Annotated in this window: 20 protein-coding genes; 10 read left to right on the forward strand and 10 right to left on the reverse strand. The window is 59.3% G+C overall.

Going from position 1 to position 20,603, the window contains the following annotated elements:
• Positions 1-149: 149 nt before the first annotated feature.
• The 6 genes from J7394_RS11995 to J7394_RS12020 all read right to left on the reverse strand — a co-directional run bounded on the left by J7394_RS11995 (position 150) and on the right by J7394_RS12020 (position 6,401).
• On the reverse strand, positions 150-1,061 hold the full coding sequence (locus J7394_RS11995; RefSeq protein ID WP_209253307.1) for a hypothetical protein: 912 nt from the start codon (positions 1,059-1,061) through the stop codon (positions 150-152).
• A gap of 6 nt (positions 1,062-1,067) precedes the next feature.
• Positions 1,068-2,381 carry a TRAP transporter large permease gene (locus J7394_RS12000; protein ID WP_170461618.1) on the reverse strand — a complete coding sequence of 438 codons (1,314 nt, stop codon included), beginning with the start codon at positions 2,379-2,381 and terminating at the stop codon, positions 1,068-1,070.
• A gap of 4 nt (positions 2,382-2,385) precedes the next feature.
• Positions 2,386-2,919 carry a TRAP transporter small permease gene (locus tag J7394_RS12005; RefSeq protein WP_209253309.1) on the reverse strand — a complete coding sequence of 178 codons (534 nt, stop codon included), beginning with the start codon at positions 2,917-2,919 and terminating at the stop codon, positions 2,386-2,388.
• Between the two features lie 70 nt (positions 2,920-2,989).
• Complete coding sequence (locus J7394_RS12010) at positions 2,990-3,970, reverse strand: TRAP transporter substrate-binding protein (RefSeq protein WP_170378565.1); 981 nt, start codon at positions 3,968-3,970, stop codon at positions 2,990-2,992.
• A gap of 50 nt (positions 3,971-4,020) precedes the next feature.
• Positions 4,021-5,271: an FAD-binding oxidoreductase gene (locus J7394_RS12015; RefSeq protein WP_209253310.1), complete on the reverse strand. Its 1,251-nt coding sequence runs from the start codon at positions 5,269-5,271 to the stop codon at positions 4,021-4,023.
• On the reverse strand, positions 5,268-6,401 hold the full coding sequence (locus J7394_RS12020) for an enolase C-terminal domain-like protein (protein WP_209253311.1): 1,134 nt from the start codon (positions 6,399-6,401) through the stop codon (positions 5,268-5,270). The genes J7394_RS12015 and J7394_RS12020 overlap by 4 nt, the downstream gene beginning before the upstream one ends.
• 91 nt (positions 6,402-6,492) lie before the next feature.
• Here J7394_RS12020 and J7394_RS12025 point away from each other — a divergent pair, with 91 nt between their 5' ends.
• The 10 genes from J7394_RS12025 (at position 6,493) to J7394_RS12070 (ending at position 15,939) form a co-directional block, all read left to right on the forward strand.
• The gene (locus J7394_RS12025; protein WP_209253312.1) at positions 6,493-7,419 is read left to right on the forward strand and encodes a LysR family transcriptional regulator; all 927 of its coding nucleotides are present in this window, start codon (positions 6,493-6,495) and stop codon (positions 7,417-7,419) included.
• Between the two features lie 74 nt (positions 7,420-7,493).
• Positions 7,494-8,204 carry an aspartate/glutamate racemase family protein gene (locus J7394_RS12030; protein ID WP_209253313.1) on the forward strand — a complete coding sequence of 237 codons (711 nt, stop codon included), beginning with the start codon at positions 7,494-7,496 and terminating at the stop codon, positions 8,202-8,204.
• Positions 8,205-8,376: 172 nt separating this feature from the next.
• Positions 8,377-10,116, forward strand: coding sequence for an ABC transporter substrate-binding protein (locus J7394_RS12035; protein ID WP_170461605.1), 1,740 nt, complete (start codon positions 8,377-8,379; stop codon positions 10,114-10,116).
• Between the two features lie 86 nt (positions 10,117-10,202).
• Positions 10,203-11,252, forward strand: coding sequence for an ABC transporter ATP-binding protein (locus J7394_RS12040; RefSeq protein ID WP_170705549.1), 1,050 nt, complete (start codon positions 10,203-10,205; stop codon positions 11,250-11,252).
• Between the two features lies 1 nt (position 11,253).
• The gene (locus J7394_RS12045; protein ID WP_209253314.1) at positions 11,254-12,327 is read left to right on the forward strand and encodes an ABC transporter ATP-binding protein; all 1,074 of its coding nucleotides are present in this window, start codon (positions 11,254-11,256) and stop codon (positions 12,325-12,327) included.
• Complete coding sequence (locus tag J7394_RS12050; RefSeq protein ID WP_085807799.1) at positions 12,327-13,190, forward strand: carbohydrate ABC transporter permease; 864 nt, start codon at positions 12,327-12,329, stop codon at positions 13,188-13,190. The genes J7394_RS12045 and J7394_RS12050 overlap by 1 nt, the downstream gene beginning before the upstream one ends.
• A complete protein-coding gene (locus J7394_RS12055) occupies positions 13,187-13,984 on the forward strand; it encodes a carbohydrate ABC transporter permease (RefSeq protein ID WP_170378551.1) in 798 nt (265 codons plus the stop codon). Before J7394_RS12050 ends, J7394_RS12055 begins: the two co-directional genes overlap by 4 nt.
• 8 nt (positions 13,985-13,992) lie before the next feature.
• A complete protein-coding gene (locus J7394_RS12060) occupies positions 13,993-14,394 on the forward strand; it encodes a DUF2160 domain-containing protein (protein ID WP_209253316.1) in 402 nt (133 codons plus the stop codon).
• Positions 14,395-14,459: 65 nt separating this feature from the next.
• Complete coding sequence (locus J7394_RS12065; protein WP_209253520.1) at positions 14,460-14,855, forward strand: BlaI/MecI/CopY family transcriptional regulator; 396 nt, start codon at positions 14,460-14,462, stop codon at positions 14,853-14,855.
• Positions 14,842-15,939 (forward strand): M56 family metallopeptidase, encoded by a 1,098-nt coding sequence (locus J7394_RS12070; protein WP_209253318.1) that lies wholly within the window; start codon positions 14,842-14,844, stop codon positions 15,937-15,939. The genes J7394_RS12065 and J7394_RS12070 overlap by 14 nt, the downstream gene beginning before the upstream one ends.
• 15 nt (positions 15,940-15,954) lie before the next feature.
• Here the strand turns inward: J7394_RS12070 and urtE are convergent, their stop codons facing one another.
• From urtE to urtB, 4 genes are read right to left on the reverse strand one after another with little or no spacing between them, the layout of a single operon-like run.
• The gene (gene urtE / locus J7394_RS12075) at positions 15,955-16,650 is read right to left on the reverse strand and encodes an urea ABC transporter ATP-binding subunit UrtE (protein ID WP_209253320.1); all 696 of its coding nucleotides are present in this window, start codon (positions 16,648-16,650) and stop codon (positions 15,955-15,957) included.
• A gap of 3 nt (positions 16,651-16,653) precedes the next feature.
• The gene (gene urtD, locus J7394_RS12080) at positions 16,654-17,394 is read right to left on the reverse strand and encodes an urea ABC transporter ATP-binding protein UrtD (RefSeq protein WP_209253321.1); all 741 of its coding nucleotides are present in this window, start codon (positions 17,392-17,394) and stop codon (positions 16,654-16,656) included.
• The gene (urtC, locus tag J7394_RS12085; protein WP_209253322.1) at positions 17,391-18,620 is read right to left on the reverse strand and encodes an urea ABC transporter permease subunit UrtC; all 1,230 of its coding nucleotides are present in this window, start codon (positions 18,618-18,620) and stop codon (positions 17,391-17,393) included. Before urtC ends, urtD begins: the two co-directional genes overlap by 4 nt.
• Positions 18,621-18,623: 3 nt before the next feature.
• A complete protein-coding gene (gene urtB / locus J7394_RS12090; protein WP_209253323.1) occupies positions 18,624-20,576 on the reverse strand; it encodes an urea ABC transporter permease subunit UrtB in 1,953 nt (650 codons plus the stop codon).
• Positions 20,577-20,603 lie beyond the last annotated feature (27 nt).

Here is a 20,603-nt window from a genome sequence, read left to right on the forward strand (position 1 = left end):
CGCATGGGGTTGGCAACAGATCGATTGCTGCGCTTGCAAAGGGACCACAAGTGCAGATCAATTTTTAAGCGAACAACGTCTGAGTGCGTATTCTTCAGGCAATCACGAGGCGCGGCTATTGGATCTGCCTAGGGGGCAGACGCGCTCGTTCAATAAAGTCGCCGCATCAGAGTCGGGGTCAGGTACATCGGAATCTGGTAGGCCCCGATAAAGACCATGATTGGGGCAATGACCTCAGGCGGCAATGCGACAAAGAACAGGGCAATATTGCGATTGCCTGCGATCAAGGAAACGGCCGTCGCTTGTGCTGGTGGGCTCCGCCTGCGCAATAGGCTGAACATCACGACCTGAGCGCCAAAGTTGATCACGCAGGCAAAAGCGACCCAAAACAGCGCGATGCCGGGGGCCTCCAGGGCTGTTGCGCTGAGCGATGGCATCAGGCCGATGACGAAAACCGCCAGGGTGATCGCGCCCAGCCCTTCAAGACTACTGAGCGTGGACGCGGACGGGTTTCGAAGGACAGTCAGGCGCAAGACGATCGCGGCGGAGGCCGCAACGGCGATGGTCAGGAACAAGCGGGCCGAGGCACCGGTGACGGCGCGAATATCCTCCAGCTCTGGCATGAGCCAGAAGACGGGCAGCGCCGTCAGGGGCAAAAGCGCGGTTCCCACCACCACTAGCCGCACGGCGTGTTCTGCCGGGTGTCCCATCATCAGGCACATGTTCGGGCTGCCGGAAATTGAGGGCGCTGCGGCGACGATGAGCAGTGACAGGAAGATCGGCGAACTCATCCAGCCAGCCGTGTATCCGATGGCCAATAGGGTCAGCGGCACCGCAAGTTGAAGCGCCGCAATCGTGCGGATCACGCTGCGCAGGTCTGACAGCGAGCCAATGAGTGTAGTTGGCTCCATCCTCAGGACGGTCACGAACAGAAGCACCATGACGAGCGGCGGCAACAGCGGGCGCATCGGTTCGGCGAGGCTGGGTAAGAGCAGACCGGCAACCAGCCCCGCGACCAGTACGTTGGGGCCATTGCGGGCCGCCAGATGTAGCGGGTTCAAGTGGCGCTACCCGCCAGGGCTCTGGCGCAGGTTCTCGGGCAGCCAAGTGGCCAGCTCAGGGAACCAGATCAGAACAAATACCATCAGCACCATAATCAGGAACATCGGAATGGCGGCGCGGGCGATATAGCTCATCTCGTGGTTGGTCATGCCCTGCATCACAAACAGGTTGAAGCCGATGGGTGGCGTGATCTGGGCCATCTCGACGACAACGACGATGAAGATGCCGAACCAGATCAGATCAATCCCCGCATCGCGGATCATCGGCTCGACCACGGCCATGGTCAGCACGACCGACGAGATGCCGTCCAGAAAACACCCCAGTATGATGTAGAAGACCAGCAGCACCATCAGCAGCTCGAACCGTGTCAGTTCCCACCCGGCAATGAGGTCGGCGAGGCCTCGAGGCAGGCCAGTGAAGCCCATCGACAACGACAGGAAGGCCGCGCCTGCAAGGATCAGGGCAATCATCGCGCTGGTGCGCGTTGCGCCCATCAAGCTTTCGGTGAAGGTCTTCCAGTTGAGCGAACCTTGACCGGCGGCCAGCAACAGCCCTCCGATCACGCCAAAGGCGGCGGCTTCGGTTGCAGTGGCATAGCCCAGATACATCGAGCCGATCACCACCGTGATCAGCAAGATCACCGGCAAAAGGAAGCGAGAGTTGTGGATTTTCTCGCGAAAGCTCAGCTTGGCTTCGACGTTGGGCTGCCAGTCCTTGCCAAGTTTCGAATAGATCGCAACATAGCCCATGAACATCGCGGCCAGAACGAGGCCGGGCAGGATGCCGGCAAAGAACAGCTTGGTGATCGATTCATTGATGGTGACGCCGTAGACGATCAGCGTCAGCGAGGGCGGGATCATCAGGCCCAAGGTTGCCGCTCCGGTCAGGGTGCCGATGATCATACGTTCGGGGTAATTGCGCTTGCGCAGTTCCGGGATCGACATTTTGCCCACGGTGGTCAGTGTTGCCGCAGATGATCCAGATACCGCAGCGAAGACCGTGCAGCCGACGATATTGGTATGCACCAAACCGCCGGGCAGAGGGGCCATCCAAGGCGATAGCCCTTTGAACATATCCTCGGACAATCGCGTTCGATACAGGATTTCCCCCATCCAGATGAACATGGGCAGGGCGGTCAGGGTCCAGGACGAGGACGCGGACCAGATCGTGGTGATCATGACATCGCCGACGGGGCGGGTTGTAAACAGCTCCATCCCGACCCAGGCGACGCCCATCAGGGCAAGGCCGACCCAAACGCCGGTGCCCAGCAGGGTGAAGAGGACGAAGATGAACAGGATGATGATCGAAAGGTTTTCCATACGCTCATTCCCCCTGGCTCTGGTCGGCCAGATCGGGGGTGATGCGGTGATCCCCCTTGAACAGCACGTGGAGCAGATGGTCGGTTAGTGCGATAGCGAGGATCACGGCGCCGATCAGCATGGCGGATTGAGGAATCCACAGAGCAGTTCTGTCCTGCCCCTGACTGACATCGTTGAATTTCCAACTCCAATAGACAAAGCGGTAGGCGTACCAGCAGAAATACCACATCACCGCTGTGCCAATGGCGAAACACCAGATTTCAAGAACACGCCTGAATCCGTCCGGCACGGCGTTCAACAGAATGGAAACGCGGATATGGCTGCCTCGGTTCAGCGCGTTGGCAAAGGCCAGAAAGGACGCGGCCGCCATCGCGTAACTGGCATAGTCGGGTGCGCCGGGAAAGACCTCTCCGGTCCAGCGAGCCAGCATCTGCACCACGATCAGCAGCAAAATGGCGATCAGGCTCAGCGCGGCCAGAACGCCTGCGGCCTGATAAATGAAATCCAGAACGGACCGAAGCCCACGCATAACCGCCATACTGTCCCCGCTTGGTTTGTTTTTTTTGAGATGTTGCGGGCGGCAGAAGGACCTGCCGCCCGTTTTGGCGTTATTGCTGCGCGGCGTTGAACGCATCGACGATGGCTTTGCCCTCGTCGCCCGCAGCCTCAAGCCATTCGTTGGTCATGGTGACGCCGATTTCTTTCAGCTCACCCACCATCTGGTCAGAGGCCGGGCCAACCGTCATGCCACCATCGCGCAGACCCTGCAGTGTGAAGCCGGTATACTCCTTGGCACGCCAGTTGCCGGCATATTCGGCCAGTTCCGCACAGGCTTTGATGACGTTCTTGTTGGCGTCAGACACACCCGACCAGACGTCCGAATTGACCATCACGTAGTTGCGCGGCAGCCAGGCGTCGACTTCGTAGAAGTAGTTCAGGCTTTCCCATACCTTGCGGTCATAGCCAGTCGACCCGGAGGACACCATCGAGTCCGCCACGCCCGTTGCAAAGGCCTGGCTGATCTCCGCGGCTTCAATCGTCACCGGCAGCATGCCCGTCAGTTCAGCCAGACGTGAGGTGGCGTTGTTGTATGACCGGAACTTGATGCCTTTCATATCGGCGACCGAGTTCACCTCATTCTTGAAATACAGCCCCTGCGGCGGCCAAGGCACGGCGTAAAGCAGCGTCAGGTTTTGCTCGGCCAGCAGGCTCTCGATCGAGGGCTTGGCCGCTTCCCACAGCTTGGCGCTGTCATCGAAGGACGTGGCAAGGAAGGGGATCGAGTCGAAGCCGAACAGTGCGTTTTCGTTCTGGTGGCCGGACAACAGGCGCTCACCAATTGGAGCCTGCCCGGTTTGGATCGCGCGCTTGATGTCGGCACCCTTGAACAGAGAGCCCGAGGGGTGGGTCACGATTTCGATCTCGCCGCCGGTTCCGGTGGTTACACATTTGGCAAATTCAGCACCCGTGGCCGAGTGGAAGTTCGAGGCCGAATAGGCCATCGGCATGTCCCATTTCTCGGCCATGGCGGGGGCGGCCGCGGCGGCGGTCAATGCGGTTGCCGCAAGAAGGCTGGTGAGTTTCTTCATGATAGTCTCCCTATTGTTATGCGTTGGACTGGCTTCTTGAGCCGGATTATTCATGTTGCGAACCGCGCTGGCGCATAAACGCTGGTATCTGTGTTTGGCGTGCGCCCTGCAATCATCTGAGCCAGCAAACGGCCGGTTTTGGGGCCGCCGGTCAGGCCGATATGGTGGTGACCAAAGCCCATATAGGCTCCGGAAATACCCGGAACCTCACCGATGATCGGGATCGAGTCCGCCGGGGCCGGTCGGTGCCCCATCCATTCAATTTCCTCCTTCCATGTCACGCCGGGCAAGGCTGCACGGGCGTTCTTGCGCAGCAATTCAAATGGCGCGCGTGAGGGCGGAGCGTCCAGCCCGCCAAATTCGACAATACCCGCCAACCGTATGCGCCCATCCATCGGTGTGGCAACAAATTTACCAGAGGCCACCATGACCGGGCTACGGGGCATGGCCGATGGTGTGACCAGTTCAAGATGGTAGCCACGCTCGCTTTCCAGCGGGACCGAGATGCCCAGCCGTTTGGCCAGAGGCCCGGACCAGACGCCCGCGCTGACGATGGTCGTGTCGCAGGAGATGGTCTCGCCCCCCGCGCGCACGCCGTTTACCTTGCCCGCATTACGGGTGACGTCCTCGACCTCGGCGCGCAGAATGCGCCCGCCATTGGCCTCGACATGGGCGGCAAGGTCTTTCACATAGCGGCCCGGATCGGTGATGTGGCCGTGATCCGCCAACCGTGTCGCAAATGAGATGTCGCGGCTGAAGACCGGGTCATAGTCCTGCAAGGCCTGCCCTTCGAGCTCATCCCAGTGAAACCCATGTTTGCGCCGGATGCCCCACCCAAAGGCGTCCCCCTCGAAATGAGCCCGGTCGCGATAGAGGAACAGATAGTCCGAGGGGACCAACCATTTCTCCGCCCCGGTCCCTTCAGCCAAGGCCTTGTGGTCGTTCAAACTGTCGCCAATGATCGGGGTCAGGGCGGCGGCGATCCGGTCTACCTCGTGGGCCTTTGCGTGGCTCAGGTAGCGGGTCAGCCATGGCACAAGCTTGGGGAAGTAGCCCCATTTCATGAACAGCGGCTCAGATGGGCTGAACAGCATGCGGGGGGCTTTGCCTAGCAGGCCCGGGACCGTCACCGGAACGATCGAGCAGGAGGCAAGTACCCCGCCATTGCCATGAGAGGTCCCCTCGGCAGGTCCTGCCTTGTCGATCAGGATTACATCATGCCCATCCCGCTGCAGCCAGACAGCGGCCGAGACGCCGACAATCCCGGCACCGATAATGGCTATGGTTTTCTTGTCACTCATGCTGCCCCCGATTTCGCAACCGCATAGTGGTTGAGCTTGGCCAGTTCCGGCCTCCCGCCTAGTCCGGGGGCGTCTGGCACGATGACTTGACCGTCCCGTACCTCGAAAGGGGTTTCGAGGATATCTTCGGTCAGAAAATAGCTGGCCTGATAGAACTCACAGCCCAACGTGATCTCGGGCGTTGCGGCGATCATGTGGGTTCCGGCGAGATGGGCCAAGCCGGCTTCGAACATGTCGCCGCCATAGGCGCTCAGCCCATGGGTGGCGGCGATGCGGGCGACCGTCTGGCCTCGTGTCAGACCGCCAGACTTCATGATCTTGACCGAGACGCCATCGCAAATCCCCTCGCGCGCGGCGCGCTCCATGTCCTCGGGGCCAAAGACGCTTTCATCGGCCAGCAGAGGGATGTCGATCATCTGCCTCAGCTGGCCCATCATGCCAAAGTGATGCGCCCGAACGGGCTGTTCGATGAAGTCGGGTTGAAACTGGGCCACGTCGCGCACCTGCGCCGGGGCGTCCTCGATGCTCAGCCCCTGATTATAGTCTACGCGGACGGCCATTTCGGGGTGGTTCTGGGCCAGATATTCAAGTCGCATGATGTCGAAGGCATGATCCTTGAACCCTGTCTTGAGTTTCACGATCCGAACACCGTCGTCGCGCAACAGCGCCAGCAGGTCGATATCCTGCGCGAAGTCAGGATTGGCGATGGAGCAGCTCAGCGGGATCGCATCACGGCACTTGCCGCCCAACAAGGCCCAAACCGGCAGTGAGGAGATGCGGCCAGTCAGGTCCAGCAGCGCGGCCTCCAACGCGGCTTTGGCTTCGGTACAATGGGCGACGGCATGGGCGGCCTGGGCCATGATCGCCGCCCGGTCGGACAGGCGCGCGCCTAAAACCAGCGGGCGCAGATAGCGGTCCAGCGCGGCAAACGTGGCCTCGGGCGTGCCGGTAAAAACCGACCAAGGCGAGGCCTCACCAAACCCTTGCGTGCCGTCCTCAGTGGTCAATCTGAGGATGACGACCTCGCAGACCCCTTCGACGGAGCCGATGCCATGATCCCGACGTGACCTTACTGGCAACGCAAGGTGCCACAGATCGTAGCCCGTAATTTTCTGTTGTAGATCAGACATCCCACCTCCGGTCAGGACGCAGCCTGCCTTGACCAGAATATCATTTCAAATACTATATCTTGCTTATACTATCAGAAAAAATGATGATCTAATGTCCCTCAGATTTCGTCAGTTACAGGCTTTTCACGCGATCATGGAGACCGGTACGGTCACCGGCGCCGCGTCAGTGCTTGGGATTTCACAGCCGGGCATCAGCAATCTTCTGTCTCAGCTAGAGCGCGAGGCGCGTTTGCCCTTGTTCGAACGCACCAAAGGACGCTTGCTGCCCACGCCCGAGGCGGAGCTTCTCTATCGTGAGGTCGATACCGTGGTGCGCGGGCTCGATCACGTGGCGCAGGCGGTTACGGATTTGCAGAACAAACACCCCGGTCAGTTGCAGGTCGCCGCCCCGCATATGCTCTCCTTCGGCTTCATGCCGCGTGAGATTGCGCGCTTCTCGAAATCCCGCCCCAATCTGTCGGTCAGCTTTCAATCGCAATATTCGTCGAAAATTCAGGAATGGGTGACGTCGGGCCTGTTCGAGATCGGCATTGTCGAGATGCCCATTCTGCACGATACCCTGAACGCCAAGGTTTTTCGGTTTGAAACGCTGGCGACGTTTCCTGAAAACAGCCCTCTGGCTGCGCACGAGGTCCTGACCCCTGAACTGCTTGAAAACGAGCCGTTCATCGTGATGGGGCCGGAGCATCAAACCCACCGCCGGACGCGTGAGGTATTCCAGAAGGCCGGGCGCGATTGGCGGACCAAGATCCACACGCACCTGTCGGAAAACCTGCTCAGCTTCGTCAAGCAGGGCATGGGCGTGGCTATGATCGACCCGTTTACTGTCTCGTTCGATGGTGAAACAGGCTATCAAACCCGGCCGTTTCAGCCGCCCGTGATGCTGGATCTTGCGGTCATCACCGCCAAAGGCCGCCCGCTCTCCGCCATCGGGCAGGCGTTTCTGGCGCAGTTGATGACCTCGATTGAGACCTTTGCCAAGGGCGCGGTACCTGACGAACGGCAGACGAGCGGATAACGCTGTTGGCAAGTCGCATGAGGATGTGAAACTGTCGGGCGGATTCGACGCTCAGAACGCAGGAGGAGGGGCAGATGATCGCACAGGGGGGGAAATCCATCTACGGGGCGTCGGTGGGTATCTTGATGCTCGATGCGCGGTTTCCGCGCATTCCGGGCGACATGGGCAACGCAACGACCTGGCCGTTTCCGGTGCTGTATCGGATCGTGCGCGATGCCTCGCCTGACCTTGTTGTGCGGCGCGGCGCTGAAGGCATGTTGAGCGCGTTTGTCGATGCGGCCCGTGACCTTGTTCGCGATGGCGCGGACGGCATCACCACGAATTGTGGTTTTCTGTCCTTGTTCCAGCAAGAATTGTCCGAGGCCGTTTCGGTTCCGGTGGTGACCTCGTCGTTGATGCAGGTCGAGATGGTCAATCGCATTCTGCCAGCTGGAAAACGTGCTGGGGTCCTGACCATCTCGGCCTCGACTCTGACCGAGGATCATTTGCGGAAAGCGCAGGTGCCCGATGGAACGCCGATCGGGACGACGGAAGGGGGGCAGGAATTCACGCGCGCGATTCTGGGCAATGAGGAGGCTCTGGATGTCGAAAAGGCGCGCGCTGACAATGTCGAGGCGGCTCTGCAGTTGCAAGAGAACCATCCTGAGCTGGGCGCAATCGTTCTGGAATGCACCAATATGTGCCCCTATGCGGCAGATATTCAAAGTGCGACGGGATTACCCGTTTTCTCGATTGTCAGCTTTGTGACCTGGTTCCAATCCGGTCTATTGCCGCCAAGGTTCTGAAATCTGGATACTTCGATATGTTGGGAAAACTCAACGTTAACAGGGGTTAAGGAGAAATATTTCTGCCCTCGCGTCAATTACTAAAAATTTAGTTTGACAGATGCGCGGTAAATCGCTGATGTTGGTTGCCATCCGGTTCGCGCCGGAATCCATAGTTTTTGGGAGGAAACAGATGCGGAGACATCTACTTTCCGCAGTGGCGGCGGCTGCCGTCATTGCGGGGCACGGTCCCGTTTGGGCCGACGAAGCCGCAGCACAACGTTGGATCGACGACGAATTCCAGCCATCGACTCTGTCGAAAGACGAACAGATGGGCGAGATGAAGTGGTTCATCGAAGCTGCACAGCCTTATGCCGGCATGGAAATCAACGTTCTGTCAGAAGGCATTCCAACGCACTCGTATGAATCCGAGGTGCTGACCAAGGCGTTCGAAGAGATCACCGGGATCAAGGTCAACCACCAGATCCTCGGTGAGGGCGAAGTGGTTCAGGCGGTGCAGACTCAGCTGCAGACGGGCCGGAACCTCTATGACGGTTACGTCAATGACAGCGACCTGATCGGCACGCACTCGCGCCTGCAACTGGCCTATCCGCTGACCGACATGATGGCAGGCGACTGGGCGGCGACGACCTCGCCGACGCTGGATCTGGATGACTTCATGGGCATTCAGTTCACCACCGGTCCGGATGGCAAGCTGTATCAGTTGCCTGACCAGCAGTTTGCGAACCTCTACTGGTTCCGCAAGGACTGGTTTGATGACGAGGCCAACAAGGCCGCCTTCAAAGAGAAGTATGGCTATGACCTTGGCGTTCCAGTCAATTGGTCCGCTTACGAAGACATTGCCGAATTCTTCACCAACGACGTGAAAGAGATCGACGGTGTAACAATCTACGGTCACATGGACTACGGCAAACGCGCGCCTGACCTGGGCTGGCGTATGACCGACGCGTGGCTGTCGATGGCCGGTGCCGGTGACGTAGGCGAGCCGAACGGTGTACCCGTTGATGAATGGGGCATCCGCATGGAGGCGGGCACCTGTAACCCTGTCGGTGCCTCCGTATCGCGCGGTGGTGCGGCCAATGGCCCGGCTGCGGTCTATGCGATCCGCAAATGGGATGAGTGGCTTCGGGCCTATGCGCCTCCGGGTGCGGCGTCTTATGACTTCTACCAGTCGCTGCCAGCGCTTAGCCAAGGCAACGTGGCCCAGCAGATCTTCTGGTACACCGCCTTTACCGCTGACATGGTGAAGCCGAAGTCCGAAGGCAACAACACCGTGGATGATGAGGGTACGCCGCTGTGGCGGATGGCGCCCAGCCCGCACGGCCCCTATTGGGAAGAAGGCCAGAAGGTCGGCTACCAAGACGTGGGTTCCTGGACGTTCCTTAAATCGACCCCCGAGGATCGTGCTCAGGCGGCTTGGCTCTATGCTCAGTTCGTGACGTCCAAGACTGTTGACGTGAAGAAGTCCCATGTGGGTCTGACCTTCATCCGCGACAGCTCGGTCAACCACGAGTCGTTCACCGAACGCGCACCCAAGCTGGGTGGTCTGGTCGAGTTCTACCGCTCGCCCGACCGTGTGGCATGGTCGCCGACCGGCATCAACGTTCCGGATTATCCGAAGCTGGCCCAGATCTGGTGGCAGCAGATCGGTGACGTGAACTCGGGCGCCTTCACCCCGCAAGAGGCGATGGATCGCCTGGCCGAGGAAATGGACATCACCATGGCCCGTATGCAGGCCGCGGATGAAAGTGCCGGTGTCTACGGTGGCTGCGGCCCACGTCTGAACGAGCCGCAGGATCCTGCCTTCTGGCTGGAGAAAGAGGGCTCGCCCAAGGCCAAGCTTGAGAACGAAAAGCCGCAAGGCCAGACCGTCAACTATGACGAACTGGTTCAGCGCTGGCAGTCTCAGTAAGCGATTGAAACCGGGGGTGCCGATTGCGGCATCCCCATCCCAAGACCAAGACAGCGCATCGCGCTGCGGTATCGGAATTCACGGACATGATCGAACTTAAAGACGCGACCAAACGGGTCGGGAACGTCATCCATATCAAACCGACATCCCTGACGCTGCAGACCGGCCATTTCAATGTGCTTCTGGGGGCGACAGGATCGGGCAAGACCTCTCTGATCAAGATGATGGCCGGGTTGGACCCAATTGCCTCGGGCAAGGTCTTCATGGATGGGCAAGATGTGACAAAGCTGAACACGCAGAAGCGGCAGATCAGCCTGGTCCACCAGTTCTTCGTGAACTACCCGCATATGACCGTTTTCGACAACATCGCCTCGCCCCTGCGCGTGGCTGGTATGGCGAAATCCGAAATCGAAGGCCGCGTGGAAGAGGCTGCTGATCTGCTTCAACTGCGCCCGATGCTACATCGCCGCCCTCACGAGCTGTCTGGTGGTCAGCAACAACGCACCGCGCTGGCGCGTGCGATTGCGAAAGAAAGCCGTGCCGTATTCCTAGATGAGCCGCTGGCCAACCTTGACTACAAGCTGCGCGAAGAACTGCGTGAGCAGTTGCCCGATCTGTTCGCCGGGCGTGGCGCCGTGGTGGTCTATGCGACCTCGGAACCCGAAGAGGCGCTGTTGCTGGGTGGTCATACCGCGCTGATGGAAGACGGGTATGTGACGCAGTTCGGCCCGACGGCCGATATCTACCGCAATCCTGAAAATCTGGCCGCCGCACGCGTATTCTCGGACCCACCGATCAACGTGGCGCGTATCACGGTATCCGGCGCACAAGCGCAGCTTGCCGGAGGCGGCGGCTGGGCGGTTCAGGACATGGCCGATGGCGAATACATGGTTGCCGTACGCCCTCATCGCGTCACGCCGATCCGGACATCTGAGGCTGACGTGGAACTGACAGGCCGCGTGATCGTGACCGAGTTGTCGGGATCGGACTCCAGCGCGCATTTCCGGCATGGCGCGGACGACTGGGTGTCTTTGGCGGCAGGGGTTCACCCCTATCAAGTCGGTGAGGATCACAGTTTCTATATGAACCCGGCGCATTGCCGGTATTTCGGCCAAGATGGCCAAAGGGTGGCCTGACATGGCACAGATCAAGCTTTCCAACCTGCGACACAGCTATATGCCCGCGCCGAAAGGCCCTGAGGACTATGCGCTGAAAGAAGTCGATGTCACGTGGCGCGACGGCGGTGCCTATGCGTTGCTGGGGCCCTCGGGCTGCGGCAAGTCCACTCTGCTGAATATTATCTCAGGTCTGCTTACACCGTCTGAGGGGCAGATTCTGTTTGACGGTCAGGATGTTACAGCTTTGCCACCCGATCAGCGCAACATTGCGCAGGTGTTCCAGTTTCCGGTGATCTACGACACGATGACCGTGGGCGAAAACCTGGCCTTTCCGCTGAAGAACCGCGGCGTCGACCCTGCCAAGATCAAGCGGCGCGTCGATGAGATCGCCGAGATGCTGGACGTTACCGATATGCTGAACACCCGTGCCAGCGGCCTCAGCCCGGACAACAAGCAGAAGATCTCGATGGGGCGCGGACTGGTGCGCGACGATGTGAACGCGGTGATGTTTGACGAGCCGCTGACCGTGATCGACCCGCATCTGAAATGGAAGCTGCGCTCGAAGCTGAAAGAGTTGCACCAGAAAGTGCAGGCAACCATGATCTACGTGACCCACGACCAGACCGAGGCGTTGACCTTCGCGGATGAGGTGGTCGTGATGCAAGACGGCGAGGTTGTGCAGATCGGCACTCCGGTGGAGCTGTTCGAGCGCCCGCAGCACACATTCGTTGGCCACTTCATCGGCTCCCCTGGCATGAATGTTCTGCCCTGCGAGGCCAAAGGCGACCGGGCCGTGTTTGAGGGCCATGAAGTGATTTTGGAAGGCCCAACCCATGGCGACGGAGGCCGCACCGATCTGGGTATCCGCCCGGAATATGTAGGCTTCGGCGATACCGGTATTCCGGCGCATGTCACCAAAGTGTCCGATATCGGCCGCCACTATGTCGTAAGCGCGATGGTCGGCAATACGGCCCTCAAGGCCGTGACCGAACATAGTGTGCCTGAACCGGGCTCAGAGGTCTTCCTGCAATTCAAACCAGAACAATCCCGCGTTTACCGCGACGGCTGGATCGCAACCGAGGAGCGCAGCTGATGAGAACAGAAAACCAAAAAGCCTGGTTCTTTGTCCTGCCGGTGCTGGCACTTGTCGCGTTCAACGCGCTGGTGCCGATGATGACGGTGGTCAACTACTCGGTGCAGGAAACCTTCGGCAACAACCAGTTCTTCTGGGAAGGGTTGGGTTGGTTCGAGCAAATCCTGCGCTCGGATCGCTTTCAGGCCGCGCTGGGACGTCAGTTCCTGTTTACCTTCCTGATCCTTCTTATCGAAGTGCCTTTGGGCATCATCGTCGCGCTTTCCATGCCGCGCAAAGGGTTCTGGGTGCCGGTCTGTCTGGTGCTGATGGCCCTGCCGATGCTGATCCCGTGGAACGTGGTTGGCTCGATGTGGAACATCTTCACGCTGCCCAAGATCGGCCTGCTTGGCTACTTTCTGAATGACGTTCTGGGCATCAACTATGACATGACGCAACAGCCTCTGTCGGCTTGGATCACGGTCGTTGTCATGGATGTCTGGCACTGGACGTCGCTGGTTGTGCTGCTGTGCTATGCGGGCCTCGTGTCGATCCCGGATGCCTATTATCAGGCGGCGAAGATCGACGGCGCCAGCCCATGGTCGGTGTTCCGCTATATCCAGTTGCCCAAGATGAAAACCGTTCTGACCATCGCCGTTCTGCTGCGCTTCATGGACAGTTTCAACATCTATACCGAGCCCTTCGTTCTGACCGGCGGTGGTCCGGGCAACTCAACCACCTTGCTGTCGATCGACCTTGTGAAGATCGCGCTGGGACAGTTCGACCTTGGCCCTGCGGCCGCGATGAGCCTGATCTACTTTGCTATCACGCTGCTGGTCAGCTGGGTCTTCTACACTCTGATGACAAAGGATGACGCGCAATGAAGAAGCGGTCTCTTATCCCGATCCTCTATATCGCGTTTCTGATGCTGCCGATCTATTGGCTGGTGGCGATGTCCTTCAAGACCACGAACGAGATCCTGTCAGGCTTTTCCCTGTTCCCCCAGACTTTCACGCTGGAGAACTACACCACCATCCTTACTGATCCGACGTGGTACTGGGGCTATATCAACTCGATCATCTATGTGACGATCAACACGGTGCTGTCGGTCTGTGTGGCCTTGCCTGCGGCCTATGCGTTCTCGCGCTATCGGTTTCTGGGCGATAAGCAGCTGTTCTTCTGGCTACTGACCAACCGGATGGCTCCGGCGGCGGTGTTCGCGCTGCCATTCTTCCAGCTCTATTCCTCGATCGGGCTGTTTGACACCCATCTGGCCGTAGCTTTGGCGCATACGCTGTTCAACGTGCCGCTGGCAGTGTGGATTTTGGAAGGGTTCATGCGGGGTATCCCGAAAGAGCTGGACGAGACGGCCTATGTCGACGGCTATTCCTTCCCGCGCTTCTTCGTGACGATCTTCCTGCCCAACATCAAAGCAGGCGTGGGTGTGGCGGCGTTCTTCTGCTTCATGTTCTCGTGGGTCGAGATGCTGTTGGCTAAGACGCTTACGGCTGTGGAAGCCAAACCCATCGCCGCCGTGATGACCCGCACCGCCTCGAGCGCGGGGTATGAGCTGGGTCTGCTGGCCGCTGCCGGAACCCTGACCATCATCCCCGGTGCCATCGTCATCTGGTTTGTCCGCAACTACATCGCGCGTGGTTTCGCGATGGGACGTGTATGAGGTTCGATATGCGCAAACTTCTTATCATCCTTCCCTTCCTGCCCTCTGCGGCATTTGCCCAGCAGGCGGGTTGGGGCAGCGTCGGCCAGCAAGAGGAAAAAGGCTTTTCGTGGACCGATCCACTTTGGCCTGATTTCTGGATGGCTTGGACGCCAGCCACGCTGGCTTTGTTCATCGGCATCTTTTCGGCCATTGCGCTGATCGGCGTGCTGGAAGGGTTCAAATTCCGCGACGGCATTGAACGCAAGGGCGTGCTGGGTCTGACCACAACGCTGGGCGACCGCCTGTTCATCACGCTGCTTGGCTCGGCCTATATCTTTCTGGCCTGGCTCGGTTTCGTGGGCCAACCGGTCTGGACACCGCTGTTTCTGTCCATCGGCTGGGGTTTCTTCGTTTTCTGGAAAGTTTAGGCTTTGACAAAACACGAAAGGATGCTTGTCTGACAGGCACACCAATCATGACGACACCAAGAGCGATGCGAAAGAAAAAGACGACAAATCTGCTGACCGAGGTTGAACTGGAGTTCATGAACGAGCTTTGGTCCCTAGGGGAAGGCTCGGTGCGTGATGTATTGGACCGCCTGCCACCGGAACGGAATCTGGCCTATACTTCAGGTGCAACGATCCTGCGTATTCTCGACGAAAAAGGTTTTGTCGAAAGCCGCAAGGACGGAAAGACCCTGATCTACAGACCGCTTCTGGACAAGGATCGGTATCAGGCCCGCTCGCTTCAGAACCTTTCGCGGACGTTGTTTGACAACACACCAGCCTCGCTGGTGGCGCGCTTGGTGGATGATGCGGGTCTGAGCGAGGCGGATCTTGAGGATATTCGGGCATTGGTAGAAAGGAGACTGCAAAATGACAGCGGTTAAGCCGGTTCTCGATGCCTATCTCGAACTGAATTTTGTTCTGATCCTATCGGTCGTGTTGTGGTTCGCAGCCCGATTTGTCCTGTCTCGAACCTCGATGCGACTGTCCTTTTCCGATCAGTTTCGCCTGCTCAGGGCGCTGGTGCTTTGCCTTATGCTCAGCCCGCTGCTGGCTTTTGGGGCGGCGCATCTGTTCGAACTTCTCTGGCCCGGTCAGCCGATGGCCATCGGCGACGTGGCCGTTGCGGCCTATCTGAGGGGTGAGATCGCACTGCCTGCAACCCAGTTTGAAACGCTTTTGAACACGCGCCAGCGCTGGGTCGAGGCCGCTTTGGATGGTCGCTCAGTCTGGGCGATTGCTGCACTTGCGGCCTTGGCATTGGTCTCGGCCATGCTGGTCATCCGCGTGATCTGGGCTGCGTTGCAAATCCGTCAGACGGTCCTGGACAGTTTCCTGTGGAAACGCTCAGCCAAGGTGGATGTCCGTCTGTCGGATCACATCAAAGTTCCCTTTGCCGTGCGGGGCCTGCGCCGTCGCCACGTGATCTTGCCCAGCAACCTGCTGAACGATCGCCACGAATTGCGGTTCGCGATTGCCCATGAGTTCCAGCATGTCCGCAGCGGCGACGTCGAATGGGAGCTGGTGCTGGAGTTTCTGCGCCCGCTGTTCTTCTGGAATCCGGCCTATCACATCCTGCGCTATCAGTTTGAGCGGCTGCGTGAGCTTGGCTGCGATCAGGCCATTGTCGCCAGACGCAGACTGGATACGGTGGATTATGCCAAATGCCTGCTGGACTATTGTGCCCGCACTGTCTCGCGCGAGCGTCCGCAGGTCCTGAATGTTGCGCTGGTCAATGGGAGCAAGGCGAAGCGGGTGCTGCGACAGCGTGTGATCGCTTTGGCGGACGGACCCAAAGGGGGGCATCCGCTGCATGCGATGGTCCTGTCTTTCAGCCTGATCTTTGCGATTGTACTGGCCTGGGGCTCGGCCAGTTTGCGCGAGACCGACGGATGGAGCCAAGACCGGCTTATGCTTTCGACCGTGGTCAACCTTGAGCGGTTGGAACGTCGCAACAGCGGTAACTGAAAAGCGTCGTCTCGGTCAGACCGAGACGCCTAGAAGGACTTGATCCCGTGACACATCCTGCTTGCGGCCTTCCAGCAGGATTTCGCCCCGACGCAGGACGACAAACCGGTCGGCGAGGTCGTAGGCAAAGTCGAAATACTGCTCGACCAGTAGGATTGCCATCTGACCCTGATCGCGCAGATGGCGGATCACTTCTCCGATTTGCTGGATGATGTTGGGCTGAATGCCCTCGGTAGGTTCGTCCAGCAGCAAGAGCCGTGGTTTCGTGATCAGCGCTCGGGCGATCGCAAGCTGTTGTTGCTGGCCACCGGACAGATCTCCGCCACGACGATGCTGCATCTGGGCCAGAACCGGGAACAGATCGAAGATCTCATCGGGTACGAAGTGCTCAGCCGCGGGAAGACAGGCGAACCCGGTTTCGAGGTTCTCGCGCACCGTCAGCAGCGGAAAAATCTCGCGCCCTTGCGGGACATAGGCGACACCTTTCCAGGCCATCTGATGCGCGGGCAGCGGGCCAAGGGCTTCGCCATCCAGTGTCAGCGACCCGCCAGAGCGGGGATGGGTGCCCGAGATCGCCTTGATCAGGCTTGTCTTGCCGACCCCATTGGTGCCCATCACACAGGTCACCTCACCCCTCTCGGCCTCCATCGAGATACCGTTGAGGATTTGAGAATGGCCGTAGTGCAAGGTCAGATCGTTTAGTTTCAGCATCGCTCAACGCCCCAGATAGACGTCAATGACGTCCTGATTTGATGTCACATGGTCCAGCGACCCCTCTGCCAGAACCGATCCTTCATGCAGGACCGTGACCTTGCAGTTCAGGCGGCGAACGAATTCCATATCATGTTCGACAACCACAACGGCGCGGGTCTTGGCGGCTTGTACCAGCAGATCGGTCGTATGTTCACGCTCCTGCGGAGTCATCCCGGCGGCGGGCTCATCAACCAGCAGAAGGCGCGGTTCCTGCGCTAGCAGCATCCCGATTTCGAGCCATTGCTTCTGTCCGTGGCTCAGCTCACCGGATTTGCGGTCAAGCTCGTCCTTCAGGCCGATCTCTTCGGCCAGCTCCTTGACCTTGTCCAGGTCGCTGTTCGTGGGGCGATAGAATAAGACCGCAAGCCAACCGCGCTTGTTTTTGAGGGCCATCAGCAGGTTTTCTCTAACGCTTTGGTCCTCGAACACGGTGGGTTTCTGGAATTTCCGGCCGACGCCGGCCTGCGCGATTTTCGCCTCGCTCATCCGCAGCAGAGAGACGGATTTTTCCCCCCAGATCACACGGCCTTCGTCTGGTCGCGTCTTGCCGGTGACGATGTCCATGAAGGCCGTCTTTCCAGCCCCGTTCGGGCCGATCACGGCGCGCAGTTCGGCCTCGCCGATCTGGAAGGAGAGATTGTTGATGGCGCGGAACCCGTCGAAGGTAACCGAAACGCCGCTAACCTCTAGCAGAGTGCTCATTCCGTAGCCTCCTTTTCGCGCAGGGCGCTGTCGTCGGGTCCAAGCGGCGCACCGTGGCGCTGCGGCGCACGGCGGTTGGTCCAGAGGTCGAACAGCCCTCCGATACCCTTTGGTGCAAACAGGGTTACCAGCACGAAGGAGACGCCCAGTAGCACCTGCCACCAGTCGACCCATTTGATCGTGTAGAACCCAAGTGGGATGTCCGGCGCTTGTCCACCGGTGAACCATGTGCTGAGCAGGCTGACGAAAGCCGCCCCGATGACTGCGCCGTACAGGCGTCCACGCCCACCAATGGCGACCCAAACGGCCAGATAGATCGAAGCGATGGGGGCCATCTCTTCGGGGTTGATGATCCCAGCTTGAGGGTAGTAGAGCGCGCCCGCGATGGCGGCGATACAGGCGGTCAGGGTGAAGACGGCCAGCTTGTAGACCTCGACCGAGTAGCCAAGGAACCGCACCCGCGCCTCATTATCTCGGATGCCGCGGATGACCGAGCCGAACTTGCCCGACACGACCCACGCCGCCAGCATATATCCCAGCCCCAGGGCCAGCGCCGAGGCCCAGAGGAACCAGATAGACACCACGTCCTGCGAGGCTGTGACACCGGGCAAGTTCTGCAGGCCGGACAGGCCGTTATTGCCGCGCAATCCGCTGTCGTTCTGGAACAGGTAGAGCGCCAGCGCCAGCGTCATGGCTTGGGTCAGGATCGACAGGTAAACACCTGTCACCCGGCTGCGGAAGGCAAGCCAGCCGAAGATCAGCGCCAGAAGTCCGGGCACCAAAACGACCAGTATCAGTTGCAGGGTCAGGCTATGGGAAAAGGCCCAGATCAGAGGGAAATCCGATGATCCAACCACGCCGAATATCTGCGTTCCGATGGCGTCCACGACCTCGGACGGGGTAGGGGGGATTTCGGCTTGCGATAGCGACTCGACCACGATCAGGCGGGTGCGCTCGTACATCAACCACATGCCGATCATGTAGCCTCCTAGGCCGAAGAAGGCGAAATGGCCCAGTGAGAGGATGCCGGTAAAGCCCCAGACCAGATCCATCGCCACGGCAATCAGACACAGGCACAGGGTTTTGCCCAATGTTTTGACGAAGCTGGTTGAGATCACACCGATCCCGAACCCTTCGGACAGGACGGTTACGCCCAAAGTGAACAGCGACAGGATGGCCAGAAAGACCAGCACCGAGGGGTTCTTGGCGACAAAGCTGCGTTCCATGGCTCAATCCCCCGCCGCGCGGCCTTTGAGGGCGATGATGCCCCTTGGCCGGAACTGGATGAAAATGATGATGAAGATGATCATGTAGGTCTGCGCCGCGAGGGTGTTCGAGGGGTTCATCCACTCGATCCCCTTTTGCAGGAAGCCAATCATGCCTGCGCCTGCCAGCGCCCCCCAGATGTTGCCGACACCGCCGACTACCACGGTCATGAAGCTTTGTACGATATAGTCGCTGCCCAAGTCCGAGGTGACCTTGGCGAAGAGACCAATCGCAACCCCGGCGATTCCTGCGATACCGGAACCAAGCCCAAAGGTCAGCATGTTCACCCGCCCTGGATTGATCCCCATCGACCCCGCCATGCGCGGGTTCTGCGTCACCGCGCGCATTTCAAGCCCCAGCCGGGTGCGTTTCATGATGTAAAGGAAAAGTCCCAGAAAGATCATCGCCAGAACGAAGATTGCGATGCGGATATAGCTGATCGAGACCACATCGTTCAGCACCCACGCCCCGTCTAGCCAGCCGGGCGCAGTCAGAGGCCGGGCCTGCGTGCCGAAGATGTTCTTGGCCAGCTGTTGAAGGGCGATCGAGATGCCGAACGTTGCCAGCAGTGTTTCCAACGGTCGTGAATAGAGCCAGCGGATCACCAGCCGCTCCATCGCGACGCCCATGGCGAAGGTGACCGCGAAGGCCATCGGGATGGCGACGATGATTGAGAGCGTATGGTCGGGGATGAACTGCTGCACCACGTAGCCGGTGTAGGCGCCCATCATGATAAACTCACCGTGGGCCATGTTGATCACACCCATCACGCCGAAGGTGATAGCCAGACCGATGGCAGCCAGGAAATAGATTGACGCCAACGAGATTGCGTCCAGCGTCAGGTCGAGGGTCTGATTTAGGCCAACCTTCAGCTCGATTTGTCCCAGCGCCTTTTCGGCGGCGGCTGTGACTTCGGGTGATGGTTCGGAATAGGTCTCAAAGAAGACATGTGTTTCCAACGCGGTATCGATATCGGCGTCGGCGATCAAAGCAGGCACGAGGCCGGCTTCGGCTAGAACAGCGTAAGCCTGAGCACGCGTGGCGTCAGAGTTCAGTTGCGCGACTGAAATGCCCCAAACGCGGCCGCCGTCGATATTGGCGGCCAGTGCGGCGCGTATGTCATCGGGCGACGTGCGCGGTGCAGCAAGATCATTGGCAACCAAAAGATCATATGCCTCATCCCGCGACAGGGCTTCCGATCCGGGGTCTAGAATAGTGGCGATATTCGCATCAGAAGGCAGATCAGTGCCCGCCTCTCGCTTCGTCACGACCAAAGGGTTCAGAGCCGCACGGACGTCCACACTCAGATCGTCGGACATCTCTTCAATCGCGGCCACACGCGCTGCCGTGTCCTCGTCATACCCGATGGTCAGCAACCGCTCGAGGCGTTGCTTCTGCGCTTTCAGATCGGCATCGGGCTCGTCCTCAATCGAGGCGCGCAGCGGCTCCAGCAGAGCGCCTTCGGGATCGCGTTGAATAGACGTCAAAGCGGCCAGTCGCTTTGCACGATCTGAGTCGGTCAGCTGGAATTGCACCAGCGCCGTACCGATCATCGCGCGGATGCCGCTATTGGGTTTCAACTGTTTCAGGTCGGATTTTTGATACGTGCCAACGACTTCTCCGGTGTCGAAATCGGTCAGTTCATACGATCGCCCCTCGGCCTTTTTGCCTGCAAAGAAAAGGCCATCCGACTTGCGCATCCACACGTCTTTGGCGGCCCATGTCTCAAGCATCACCTGTGCTTGCGGTAGACCACTGCTGGCAATCGCATCAATCGCAGGCCCAATCGTCTTGCGCGAGCTTTTGGCGATGATCTCCTGATGCTCTTGCAGGATCGGTTGCAGACCGGCCTCTTGCGCGTTGGCCGTCAGGCAGGCGCACAGGATTGCGAGGCCCGCAAGGAATAGTCGTAACATGTGGTGAAACCCGAGGTGTCTTTAGGG

The organism is Ruegeria sp. R13_0 (assembly GCF_017743995.1).
Lineage (GTDB): Bacteria > Pseudomonadota > Alphaproteobacteria > Rhodobacterales > Rhodobacteraceae > Ruegeria.